We start from the raw sequence: 12922 nt of genomic DNA on the forward strand, positions 1-12922 counted from the left end.
CATCAATATAGAAACCATCGTGGTCTTTCTGAAAATCATAAAATTAGTTACTTAAAATGGTTTTGCTACTTCAAAACTATCAAAAATAGCAACACTTTTTGAGTATTATGCCCATCCCGATGAGCGAAGTGAGGAGAGATCTTAAATCAACAGCAAAATACCTCCCAGCCCTTGGTGAGGTCGGTATGACAAACAAAAAAAGTGTCTGTCATTCCCTAGTGCCTAAATCTGGGATCTAAAACGGTTTTATTAATTTTAAATACTATGTTCCGTGGAATGCGGAATGTCCGCCTCGCTCTTAGCGGGCGAGACCTCGCCCAAAGGGCGGGCGACATTGGGGATAATTGTATGATTAAACTTGAAAGTGGCCGTTACACAATAGATGGAAAAGCGTTTTACATATATTCAGGTGAAATACACTATTTCCGTATAGACTCCAAGCTCTGGCAAAAACATTTAAACGCCGCAAAAGATGCCGGCTTAAACACAGTAAGCTCTTACATTCCATGGTCGTTGCACGAATATGCTCAGGGTAAGTTTGATTTTGAAGGCAAAACCAACCCCCATTTAAACCTGATAAAATTTATTGAACTTGTAAAGAATAGCGGCCTAAAATTTATTGCGCGCATTGGTCCGGTTTCAAATGCTGAGCTTGTTAATGAAGGTGTCCCCGACTGGGTTTTAAAAAATTATCCAGAGGTATTCGTGCGTGGCAAGGAAATAACAAACCTTCCGCATGTTACCTTACTTGCATATCTTAACTCAACATTTCAAAAGCTTGTTGGCAGCTGGTATGATGAAGTTGTGCCAATAATAGAGCATAACCAGCACCCAAGTGGGCCAATAATTCTTGTACAACTTTGTAACGAAATAGGCATGGTGCACTGGTTAAACAAAGCCGCCGATTATAGTGATGACACTGAAAACCTTTACAGGCAGTTTTTGCTTGAGAAGTACCCAAAAATATCTGTGCTTAATTCTGCTTACAACACCAAACATTCCGATTTCTCGGAAATTAAACAACCTGCCGATGGCTCAGATACTCAAAACAGGGTAATGCTCTGGGATTGGATGAATTTTTATCAGCGTTATTACGCGCAGTATTTTCATAAGCTTCACACTCTTTTGCGTGCTGGAAAAGTACACTTGCCTGTGCTTGCAAACATACCTCAATTTTATGATTTTGATGTGCGCGGCCGCGGTGTTTTTTCGCCTATGACTACTATGATGTTCCGTGATTTTAAAGATTATGTCCCAGAAGTTATATTTGGCGGTGCTTACCAAATGCGTCGCCTTGATTACGAGAACTTCCATGATATTTCTATAACATCCGAAGTGGTTAAAATGATTACAACAAAAGGAATTCCATCTGTATGCGCGGAACTTCAGACAGGCATAATGCGTGACAGGCCAAAACTCTATGCGCAGGATGTTGAGTTAAACCTTAAAACATCAACAGCGCATGGTTTAAATGCTGTTAATTGTTATATGTTTTCAGGTGGTAAAAACGAGCTTTCATTTGGCGCTTTCGGTACCTACCATGGTTGGCAGGCGCCGGTAAACAAAGAAGGCAAAAAACAAGAACACTTTGGCGCATTGCAGGAGTTTGGCGACATAATAAAACTTTTCGGCACACAAATTGGCAACACCCAAAAACATTACGACACGACAATAGGTTTTTATGCCCCATATTACACTACGGAATATCTCTCAGGTGAGTATATTGAACTTCTTGAATGGAAAAAAATGCAGTTGTTTTATGACGGGCTTGGCCGTTTGTTGCAAGTTGCCAACATAAATTACAATTTTGTTGACCTGCAAAAAGCCACACTTAAAGAGTTGCTAAAAAAACCGTCGCTTGTGGTTTTCTCGCTTGAGTTTATGGATGAACAAACGCAACAAAAACTCGCTGATTATGTGCAAGCTGGCGGCAAGCTAATGCTAAACCCCGCAATGCTAGAGTACGACTTAGCGTTTAAAAAATGCTCAGTACTATCCGATGCGCTTGGTGTTGAAGTTGAGAAAAAAACAGTAAAACATCTGCTCTTTTTTATTGGCAAAGAGGACTATCTTGCGCAAGGTGAGCTGAGTACATTTGAATTAAATAAAAATGCAAAATCAATTGTCACTTATAGCGACTCAAAACCATGCGGTGCGCTTGTAAAATATGGTAAAGGTGAAGCATTGGTGCTTGGTTTTGGTTTAAACCATATGTTTGACTATCATATAGATCTGGTTAAAAAGTTTGCAGATTTAGTAGGCATAAAACCGTATGTTGATTGCACAGAGAAAGAAATTGCAGTTGTTTTAAGGGAAAATGAACAGTTTGGTTTTCTATTTGTTGCCAATTTTCACGATGCTATAAAAACCACAAAACTTTCCTTGGTATTACCAGGCGAAAAAGCCAAAACGACATTTCCTAAAAAGGGCGTTATAAAACTGCATAACAGAACTTCACTTGTTTTGCCTCTTAATGTAACACTTTCAAATGGCGATATAATTCGTTACTCAAGTGCTCAAGTATTAAAGTTTTCTGAAAGCAAAAAAGAAAGAAAGTTTACGGTTAATGGTGCAAAAGGTTCAATATGCGAAATGGAATTGATAACCAAAGCCAAAAAGGTTTTAGTAAATGGTAAAAAGATAACCGTAAGTTCAAAAAAGAATGGCATTGTTTTTGATTTTGAGCTTAGCGGTGGTAAAGACAACATAGTTGTTAGCTAAGATTTAACTTGGTAATTTCGCCCTGTTTGTGGGGTGGTTACCAAATCATTCCTTCTCCCCTGTGTTGGCGGGAGAAGGTTAGGATGAGGGGGTCAAATGAGAGTTATTATCGAATGCACACCCTCACCTCAATCCTCTCCCGTCAAGGGAGAGGATGAAAATGGCAGTTGCGACATATCCTTAAAAAAATGAATTTGGAATTGAGGGTAATAATTTGAAGAGAACACATTATTGTGGGAATGTTGTAGAAAAATTCATAAGTGAAAACGTAATAGTTTTTGGCTGGGTGCATTCACGGCGCGACCATGGTGGAGTAATATTTATTGACTTGCGTGATAGAACTGGTGTTGTGCAGGTTGTTTTCGGGCCGGATCAAAAAGAAATATTCGCCAATGCTGAAAAAATAAGAAGCGAGTTTGTTTTAAAAGTTTGTGGTGTTGTGCGCCAAAGGCCTGCTGGGACAATAAACCCAAACATACCAAGCGGTTCTGTTGAAATTGTCTGTAGTGAACTTGAAGTTATAAATACCTGCCCCTCTTTGCCGTTTGAAATATCAGATTATACCGAGACATCAGAAGAATTGCGCCTTAAATACCGTTACTTAGATCTAAGGCGGCCGGCTGTGCAAAAAAACTTTATTTTAAGACATAAAATTACCCATGCGGCAAGGAATTTTTTAAACGAGAATGGTTTTATAGAAATAGAAACTCCGATGTTAACCAAATCAACACCTGAAGGAGCGCGCGATTTTTTGGTGCCAGCCCGTCAAAGCCCGGGTATGTATTTTGCGCTACCTCAGTCGCCTCAATTGTATAAACAAATACTAATGGTTTCTGGTTTTGATAGATATTACCAGGTAGCTCGTTGTTTCCGCGATGAAGACCTTCGTGCTGACCGTCAGCCGGAGTTTACTCAAATAGATTTAGAGCTTTCTTTTGCAGATGAAAAAGATATTATGAAAATTATAGAGGGAATGCTAAAGGTAATTTTTGATGTTGTCGGTATTTCTATTACAACTCCATTTCCTTTAATGCCGTATGCGCACGCAATGCTTCGTTATGGCAGTGACAAGCCCGATATTCGTTTTGATATGGAAATAGAAGATTTTACTCAAGATTTAGCCAATTGTGGCTTTAAGGTTTTTTCTTCTGTTGTGCAAAGTGGCGGTGTGGTGCGTGGTATTTGTTTTGAAGGTGGCGCTAAAGCATCGCGTTCTGACATTGAAGAGCTAACAAAATTTGTTGCAAACTTTGGAGCCAGAGGGCTTGCCTGGATAAAACATACCGAGGCAGGTTATGAGTCAAGCATCGTAAAATTTTTTACTCCGGATGATTTAGTGAGAATATCAAATAAATTTAACTCAAAGCCGGGTTCTTTGTGGCTTTTCCTTGCGGACAATCAATCAATAGTTGCACAAGGGCTTGGGGCTTTGCGTATAAAAATTGCAAAAGAAAATGCAATGATACCTCCTGGGCGTTTTGATTTCTTGTGGGTAACCGATTTTCCGCTTCTAGAATGGGACAGTGAAGAAAAAAGGTGGAATGCTATGCACCATCCTTTTACTTCGCCAAAAGAAGAAGATTTTGCGCTATTAGATGATACTTCAAAAGGTGCTGACCTTAGAGCAAGAGCATATGATGTTGTTTTAAATGGTGTTGAGCTTGGCGGCGGTTCAATAAGAATACACCGTAAAGAAATACAAGAAAAAATGTTTTCATTAATAAATACAACCCCACAGCAAGCTAAAGAAAAGTTTGGTTTCTTGCTTGATGCTCTAAGTTATGGTGCGCCTCCTCACGGCGGTATAGCACTTGGCTTAGACCGCCTTTGTGCCTTAATTGCGGGAGAAGAATCAATTAGAGAAGTTATTGCGTTTCCAAAAACGCAAAAGGGTTCTTGCCCACTCTCGGGCGCTCCAGCTTTAGTAAGCGAAAAGCAGCTTAAAGAGTTAGGCATAAAGCCCGTATCAATAATTAAAAATAATGGAAGTTAAATAGTAATTGCAAAAAGTGGTTACCAAAAAAATATATCTTAAAAGTTCTGCTCAGGCAATCTCACTTATGGGTCAGCAGGATGAAAATATCAGAAAGATAGAACGAGATTTTGGTGTGCAGATTTTTGTGCGCCAGAGCGCTCAGAGCGGAGAATTTTCACTTGTTGTTCGCGGTCCCGATAAAAAAGTTGAAAGAGCTCTTGGTGAGTTAGACGAAATGCGCAATCAAAATGAAACCTTGCCAAATAGTATTTTAGGCAATAAAAAAAATACCGCGGTTTCTTGCAACACCAAAGAAGAAATATTTATAACCTTCCAAGGCAGAAAAATACTACCCAGAAGTAATAATCAAAAAAAATATGTAGATGCAATAGCTTCTTATGATATGGTTTTTGGCATTGGTCCGGCCGGAAGCGGTAAAACCTATCTTGCGGTTGCCTGTGCGTTAAGGGCACTTGCAGTCGGAAGTGTTTCGCGCATTGTGCTTACAAAGCCTGTGGTGGAAGCCGGGGAACGGCTTGGGTTTTTGCCGGGTGATTTGTACGATAAAATCAACCCTTATTTAAAACCGCTTTACGATGCTTTTCTTTCAATGATTGGCAGTGAACGGTTTAGGTTTTACAGGGAAGAAGAAACCGTAGAGATAGTACCGCTTGCCTATATGCGCGGGCGGACATTAGATAACGCCTTTCTTATTTTAGATGAGGCACAAAACACCACTTTAGAACAAATGAAAATGTTTTTAACCAGAATGGGCACTGGCAGCAAAATAATAGTTACCGGCGATATAACCCAAATAGATTTAGAGAACAAAAACAATTGCGGCCTTGTTGAAGCGCAAAAATTATTTTCTAAAATTAACGATATAAAGTTTATACATTTCCAACAAGATGATATTGTGCGCCACCCGTTAGTTAAAAAAATAATTATGGCTTATGGGTCAGATAACAAAAATATAGGCGGTAAAAATGTTCAATAAATACTTTAGAACACCGCTTAAAAAAATTCTTAGTGCCTTTTTGCACACTCTTGAAAAAACTGAGAGCTCTCAAACACTGCGCGGTCAAGAAAAAAGTATTTGGAATAAAGAAATAAACCTACCTCCCGCACTTGTGGCATTTTTATGTATTCTTGTTTTCTTTATTGTGCTTTTATTTGCCGTTGGTTTTTCTTTTGCAAAAATAGCCGCGCTTGTTATACTGCTTACACTGATAGTTTCGTTTATTCTTTTTTATCTATTTGCAGACAATAGAGATTTTCTTGCTGACGCCGATGGGGTAATGCTGCTGGGTTTTTTGTTTATTGTGGCGGCACTTTTAATGCAGTTATTTAAAAATTGGAATGCCTCGCTTGCTACGCCAATTGCTGGTTTTGCTGTACTTTTTGGAATGTTACTTTCCAGGCGTATTGCATTGCTTTCTGCCGCGCTTTTAAGCATAGTTATGGGCATAATAAACTCTTTTAGCATGGAGTACTTTTTGGTGAGCATTTTCGGCTCGCTGGCAGGAATTGTTTTTGTTGATAAAATAAGATCAAGAAATGATATTACAAAGCTTGGTATAAAAATAGCTTCAGTAAATATTGTTGCCATAACAGCAATTCACCTGTTTTTTCTTTGGCCAATACACACTTACGAAATGAACTGTCTTTGGGGTGCTCTAAACGGTTTTGCTTCTGCAATAATGGTGCTTGCGTTCCTGCCGTATCTTGAGAGTTTTTTTTCAAAAACAACAAAGATAAAACTATTAGAGTTAGCTGATTTTAATCACCCACTTCTTCGTCGTTTAATGCTTGAGGCCCCCGGCACATATCATCACTCATTAATGGTTGCATCAATTGCGGAACAGGCGGCAGAGGCAATAGGGGCAAACTCGTTGCTTGCAAGGGTTGGTTCATATTATCACGATATAGGAAAACTCGCAAAGCCAGAGTACTTTATTGAAAATGCAAATAAATCGCAAAATCCGCACGACTCGCTAAGTGCTGCTATGTCAAGTCTGGTTATAATCGCACATATAAAAGACGGTTTTGCCCTTGCGCAAAAACACAAGCTTGATAAAGTTATAACTGACCTAATTGTGCAGCATCATGGTACATCGCTTGTTAGATTTTTTTATCACAGGGCACTTGAACAAGACGAGCAGGCAAACATAGAAAACTTTCGTTATAAGGGCATAAAACCTCAAACAAAAGTTGCTGCTATTTTAATGCTTGCCGACTCTGTTGAAGCCGCAAGCAGATCGCTTGAAGATTACTCAGCAGGGAAACTAAAAGATATTGTAGAAACCATAGTCAATAATAAATTTACCGATGGCCAATTTTCACAATGCCCGATAACTTTGCAAGACCTGCACAATATTTCGCAAAGTATGCTTGTATCGTTAAGCGGCATATACCACACAAGAATTTCTTATGAAAAAGATTAACTTAATAATTCCTTCTCCCAAACTCACCCTCACCTCAATCCTCTCCCATCGAAGGAGAGGAAGAAAAGACAATTGCAACACAATCTGCAAGGGAGAGGAAGAAAGAATTAGAACCGCTGATACCACTCAGCTTGGTGGGCGGAGATTCATTAATAAATTTTTGTTTGCTAACTTCCCAAAAGAGCATCTAAAAATATTGCGTTTTGCATCAGTGCTTGCGGTAAATGCCTGCGGTATAAAAGCAAACGATATTTGTTTTGTGCTTGTAGATGACAAAAAAATAAAATCACTCAATAAAAAATACATCAAATCAAACAAAATAACGGATGTAATTTCTTTTTCTTATAATACAGAGGCAATAGAAGGTGATATTTACATAGCAAGTGGCAGGTCAAAAAAACAAGCACAGTGGCAAGCTCACAGCTGGCGCAATGAACTAATTTATTTGGTGTTGCATGGTGTATTGCACCTTGCGGGTTACACCGATTATTCACCAAGCCAAAAGAAAAAAATGTTTACATTACAAGACAAACTCTTCGCAAAAATAGTAAAATAACAACATATGCTTTCACCTTTAATTTCAGTTCTTATCTTTGTTTTTCTGCTTTTTCTTTTTGCGGCGTCTGCTTTTTGGTCGGCTGCGGAAACGGCGCTTGCAAGCTTATCAAAGTACAGAATAAAAAAACTCATCGCCTTAAATAAAATCCTTGCAGGCCCATTAAGCCAGTGGCTAAAATCACCCTATTACATACTTACAACTGTTCTTGTGGGTAATACGGTAAATGACCTGGTGCTTAGCTATATGGCAACAATTCTTGCCATCAATATGCTTCTTTCTGTTTCAGGTGGTCTAAAACGCGAGGTGTTAGAGTTTTTTGTTTGGCTTTTGGTAACATTTTTACTTTTGATTATTGGCGAAATAGCTCCAAAAATATATGGGCGCAGAAACCCCGAAAAAGTTACACTCTCTGTTTTGCCGGTGCTTGCAAGGTTAGTAGCATTATTTAGACCGGTGTTTGACCCACTAATAGCTTGTGCAAGAAAGTTCTTTCCTAAGTTAAACATAATGCCATTTAGCAAGTTTAATTTTTTAAGTATTGAAGAGATAAGAGGGTTGATAAAACAGACAGATACAACAAAAGCATTAGGCAATGAAGCAAGCACGATGTTAGATAGAGCACTATTGCTTGGTGATATGGCGGTAGCTGTTATAATGACACCATTGGAAAAAATTGAGTCGGTAAAGGCAGATCTGCCGGAAGAGCGGTTTATAGATTTAGTTGTAGAAACAGGCAGGAGCAGGATACCTGTTTATAAAGGAACACCTGATAAAATAATTGGTTTTATACACTCAAAAGATATGCTCGCAGAGTGTCGCTTAAACAAAAAAGGCAGTTGTATAGATGAGCTTTTGCGCCCGCCATATTTTATCACAGCAGAAAAAAAAGTTTACGACCTGCTTAATGACTTTCAAACCGGCAAAACTCATATTGCTTTTGTAAAAGATGTTTTTGGCGTTGTTTGCGGTATGGTTACACTTGAAGATGTTTTAGAAGAGATAGTTGGCGACATATTAGATGAAGCTGAGTTGGGGAGAAGAAACAGTGGAAATACTGCTGTTAGTAAAAATTAAACTTATACTATTTGTTTTATCTATTTTATCCATTGCATACTTTGCAGGTGCTGAAATCGCGCTTACCAGCACGAACGCGCTTACTTTTTCCGCGCTTAAAAATAAACATCCTCGCAATAAACGCTGGATATTATTATGGGAAGAACACCCAAATGAAATACTTGCATCAATACTTATCGGTACAAACCTTTCTATGGTTGGGGCCGCGGTTGTGGGTTCATCCATTGCATTAGATTTAAGCGCCCCAGGTGGTTTAAAGCTGTCTTACGAAGTTATTGCTTTTATTGCATCTATAGTTGTTATTACTATCACACTATTTTTTGGTGAGCTTATACCTAAAATTGCAAGCCGTTACTTTCCCGAAAGAGTTTCACTTTTAGTGCTTCCGATTTTAGGCCCGATGAACCGCGTGGTGTACCCAATAAGCCGATTCCTCATTAGAATTTCTGAAAAGTTAATCTGGTTATTTGACAGAAAAAAATCGCACGAAACACCTTTTATCAGGCCTGAAGAGCTAAAAGTATTGTTGCTTAATGACGAAACATTACCGCTTTCAAACCCTGCAAGAAATATAATCAGCAATATTATAGATTTTCGCCAAACACGCATAAGTAAAATAATGGTTCCGCGTACAGAAATTCAAGCAGTAGATTTAAACCAAAGCGCAGAAAATGTAATTGAACAAATAATAGAAAAAGGTTTCTCGCGCATACCGGTTTATCGTGGTTCCATAGATAACATAGTTGGTATAATCTACAGCAAAGATGTAATACTTGCATGGCGCGACGGCACATTGTTTTTGCTTGAAGACCTTCTTAGGCCGGTGTATTTTGTGCCTTCATCTGCCAAAATTGACCATGTATTAAGAGAGTTTAAAAAAGGGCACCAGCATATGGCAATTGTGGTAGATGAGTTTGGCTCAACAGTCGGGCTTGCTACAATTGAAGATATTGTAGAAGAAATTGTAGGTGAAATTTGGGATGAGTCAGATGATGTGCGCGCAAAGGGCATTTTTTCTATGCCAGATAACTCTTACCTTATAAAAGCCACAGAAACCTTAAGTAAGGTAAATCGTGAGCTAAAACTCTCTTTGCCGTCGCAGGAGTTTGCCACAATGAGTGGGTGGGTGCTAGACCTATTTGGTAAAATTCCTCACCCGGGTGAGAAAGTTATCTGGGGCGAGTTGGAAGTAGAAATAATAGATGCCGATAAAAGAAAGGTGCGGGAAATACAAATAAAAAAAATAGAAAATAAAAACAGTAAAATAATTTAAAAGATCTCTTTACCGACATAACTTTTATGTATTATAATATAAACGCATTGGTTTTAAATACAAAAACTGCCGCAGAGGCCGACAAGCACGCAGTACTTTATACAGCCGAACTTGGTAAAATATCCGCCATTTTCCCGGGTGCAAAGAAAATAAAAGCAAAGTTTGCTGCTGCAAGTGAGCCGATAACCCAAAGTCGCCTTATGGTTTATATGGCAAGGCCAAATGCAAGGCCAAAAGTTACAGCGGCAAAAATATCAAATGGGTTTTTAACTTTGCGCTTAAACTGGAAAAACTTTGCAGCCGCGCAGGCGTGCAGTGAGTTATTAGACGCATTAACACCGTACGATTCTCAAAACGAACAAAAATATGAACTGCTATTGCGTGCATGGACGCTTTTAGAAACCGCGCAAAACCCATGGAGAATATTTTCTTCATTCGCATTAAGGTTTTTAAAGCTATCGGGTTATAACTTTGTAGAGTTTATTAAAACTGGCAACTTAAAAATGAATAATCATGAGTTCAATGCTATTTGTACAATGGCAACTAAGTGCGGGCAAGATATAGATTGTTTGATAGATATTGATATATCGCTTGAGAACAAGGTTTTAGAGCACATAGATAGATATCTTGAGTTTCATGTATCGCGTCGTTTATCTTATAGAATGTTTGCAAACTTGTAAAACTAAACAAATTAGCCGTCATACCGGCGAAAGCCGGTATCCAGAAAATAGAATCAGTAATTAGTCGTCGTACAGGCAAAAGTCGGTATACAGAAAACAGAATCAGTAATTAGCCGTCATACCGGCGAAAGCCGGTATCCAGAAAATGGAATCAGTGTTGAGCTGGATTGCGGTTTTCACCGCAATGACATCAAATAATTATTTTATGCTTAATCAATAATAAATGAAAAAGGAATAAAAAAATGAATTTTCAAGAAATAGTTATGACGCTAAATGTGTTTTGGGCAAAAAGGGGATGTTTGCTTTGGCAACCATATGATTTAGAAAAAGGTGCCGGCACATTTAACCCTGGCACATTTTTAAAATGCCTTGGCCCAAAGCCATGGTCAGCCGCTTATGTGGAACCGTCTCGCAGGCCTACCGATGGCAGATACGGTGAAAACCCAAACCGTCTTCAGCATTACTATCAATATCAGGTAATTATAAAACCAGCACCGAAAGATATACAAAAACTTTATTTGGCAAGTTTAAAAGCAATTGGTTTAGACCCAAAAAAACACGACATTCGTTTTGTAGAGGACGATTGGGAGTCACCTACCCTTGGTGCAGGGGGGCTTGGCTGGGAAGTGTGGCTTGACGGAATGGAAGTAACACAGTTTACATACTTTCAGCAACTTGGCGGCATTGACTTAAACCCAATATCAGTTGAAATAACCTACGGCCTTGAACGCCTTGCGATGTACGCGCAAAAAAAAGACAGTGTTTACAATATTCTTTGGAACAATAAAATTACATACGGCCAAGTACATTTAGAAGATGAAAAACAGTGGTCTCGTTATAACTTTGAAGAAGCGTCTGTTCCAATGCTTAAAACTCATTTTACCGATTGGGAAAATGAGGCAGTTAAACTTTTAGATAAAAACCTTCCTCGTCCTGCGTACGATGCCGTAATGAAGTGTTCACATTTATTTAATTTGCTTGATGCTCGTGGCGCTATATCAGTAACTGAGAGAACCTCTTATGTTTTGCGCGTAAGAACGCTTGCCAAAGCAGTTGCCGAAAAGTATCTTGCGCAGGAGGTTTCTGCAAATGTTTAAACCTGCTTTGCTTGAAATTGGTTTTGAAGAAATACCGGCCGCATATATCCAACCGGCAATGGCGCAGGCAAAAACCCTGTGTGAAAAACTTTTAGCTGAAAACGCACTTAACGCGCAAGAAATTGAAATATTCGCAACAGCTCGCAGAATTACACTGTTAATTAGCGGCCTTGCGGAAAAGAGTGCTGAGCGTACAGAAGAGTTTGTAGGTCCCTCTCTAAAAGCAGGAATTGATGCAAATGGTGGCTTTACTGGCGCCGCAAAGGGTTTTGCATCAAAGCACGGTATTAAGCCAGAAGCATTGCTTAAAGTGCAAACAGAAAAAGGGGAGTATCTGGCTGTAAAAAAAGTAATCCCTGGTGAAAAAACTCAGAATTTACTCTCAGTTATTTTCACCGCAATAATCAGCCAGTTGTATTTTCCAAAAACAATGGTTTGGGAAGGTAGTGGTTTTCGCTTTGCAAGGCCGCTAAGAAATATAGTTGCCCTCTTTGGTGACAAAACAGTTAAGTTGCAGCTTGCAGGCGTAAAGGCGTCAAATACAACATTTGGCCTGCACACCAGTGGTACAAAAAGTATAGCCATAAAAAGCCCTGAAAAATATCTCTCTACCCTTAGAAATAATTGCATAATTGCATCAACAATAGAGCGTCGCACTGCTTTGGTAAAGGCGGTAAGTTCTGCTGCTAAAAGGTTAAAATGCATTGCTATCCCGGACGAAGATTTGTTTGACGAAGTTAATTTTCTTGTAGAGCACCCTGTGGCAGTAGTTGGCAATTTTGATGAAAAATATTTAAGTATCCCAAAAGAAGTGTTAATAAACTGTATGCGTAAAAAGCAAAAGTTTTTTGCTTTGGAAAATGAACAAGGGGAACTAACAAACAACTTTATTGGAATAAGAAATGGAATATCAGAGTATCAAGATGTGGTGCGCGATGGCTATGAAAGAGTTCTTAAAGCGCGCCTTGCCGACGCGGAATTCTTTTTTAATAAAGATACGGCAACCCCATTATTTAATAAAGTTGAAAAATTAAACGGTGTGGTATTTCAAAAAGAACTTGGCACCGTATATGAAAAAATGCAGAGGGTTATAAAAATC

At 38.9% G+C, this 12922-nt stretch carries 10 protein-coding genes; all 10 read left to right on the plus strand.

All coding sequences use genetic code 11. The features are described 5' to 3' along the window. The first annotated feature begins 348 nt into the window (after window positions 1-348). Window positions 349-2721, plus strand: a complete 2373-nt coding sequence (locus tag M0Q46_06245) for a beta-galactosidase (GenBank protein ID MCK9583191.1) — start codon at window positions 349-351, stop codon at window positions 2719-2721. Window positions 2722-2935: 214 nt separating this feature from the next. Next, entirely contained in the window at window positions 2936-4714 is a 1779-nt protein-coding gene (gene aspS / locus M0Q46_06250) for an aspartate--tRNA ligase (protein MCK9583192.1), read from the plus strand. A gap of 16 nt (window positions 4715-4730) precedes the next feature. After that, complete coding sequence (locus M0Q46_06255; protein ID MCK9583193.1) at window positions 4731-5693, plus strand: PhoH family protein; 963 nt, start codon at window positions 4731-4733, stop codon at window positions 5691-5693. Then, window positions 5683-7140 (plus strand): HDIG domain-containing protein, encoded by a 1458-nt coding sequence (locus M0Q46_06260; protein ID MCK9583194.1) that lies wholly within the window; start codon window positions 5683-5685, stop codon window positions 7138-7140. Before M0Q46_06255 ends, M0Q46_06260 begins: the two co-directional genes overlap by 11 nt. A 160-nt stretch (window positions 7141-7300) precedes the next feature. Further along, window positions 7301-7696, plus strand: coding sequence for an rRNA maturation RNase YbeY (gene ybeY, locus M0Q46_06265; GenBank protein MCK9583195.1), 396 nt, complete (start codon window positions 7301-7303; stop codon window positions 7694-7696). 6 nt (window positions 7697-7702) lie between these two features. Beyond that, on the plus strand, window positions 7703-8773 hold the full coding sequence (locus M0Q46_06270) for a hemolysin family protein (GenBank protein MCK9583196.1): 1071 nt from the start codon (window positions 7703-7705) through the stop codon (window positions 8771-8773). Next, window positions 8745-10046 carry a hemolysin family protein gene (locus tag M0Q46_06275; GenBank protein MCK9583197.1) on the plus strand — a complete coding sequence of 434 codons (1302 nt, stop codon included), beginning with the start codon at window positions 8745-8747 and terminating at the stop codon, window positions 10044-10046. The genes M0Q46_06270 and M0Q46_06275 overlap by 29 nt, the downstream gene beginning before the upstream one ends. Before the next feature lie 26 nt (window positions 10047-10072). Then, the gene (recO, locus tag M0Q46_06280; protein MCK9583198.1) at window positions 10073-10726 is read left to right on the plus strand and encodes a DNA repair protein RecO; all 654 of its coding nucleotides are present in this window, start codon (window positions 10073-10075) and stop codon (window positions 10724-10726) included. Between the two features lie 242 nt (window positions 10727-10968). After that, on the plus strand, window positions 10969-11823 hold the full coding sequence (locus M0Q46_06285; protein ID MCK9583199.1) for a glycine--tRNA ligase subunit alpha: 855 nt from the start codon (window positions 10969-10971) through the stop codon (window positions 11821-11823). Then, on the plus strand, window positions 11816-12922 hold a 1107-nt coding region (glyS, locus tag M0Q46_06290), incomplete at its 3' end, for a glycine--tRNA ligase subunit beta (protein MCK9583200.1). The genes M0Q46_06285 and glyS, both read left to right, overlap by 8 nt.

It is taken from the genome of Endomicrobiales bacterium, from assembly GCA_023228045.1.
Lineage (GTDB): Bacteria > Elusimicrobiota > Endomicrobiia > Endomicrobiales > JALOBY01 > JALOBY01.

Excerpts from the sequence above, each read along its gene's own strand:
- M0Q46_06245 (MCK9583191.1), top strand. The coding sequence starts at position 349 with ATGATTAAACTTGAAAGTGGCCGTTACACAATAGATGGAAAAGCGTTT.
- M0Q46_06260 (MCK9583194.1), top strand. The coding sequence starts at position 5,683 with ATGTTCAATAAATACTTTAGAACACCGCTTAAAAAAATTCTTAGTGCC.
- M0Q46_06270 (MCK9583196.1), top strand. The coding sequence starts at position 7,703 with ATGCTTTCACCTTTAATTTCAGTTCTTATCTTTGTTTTTCTGCTTTTT.
- recO (MCK9583198.1), top strand. The coding sequence starts at position 10,073 with ATGTATTATAATATAAACGCATTGGTTTTAAATACAAAAACTGCCGCA.
- M0Q46_06285 (MCK9583199.1), top strand. The coding sequence starts at position 10,969 with ATGAATTTTCAAGAAATAGTTATGACGCTAAATGTGTTTTGGGCAAAA.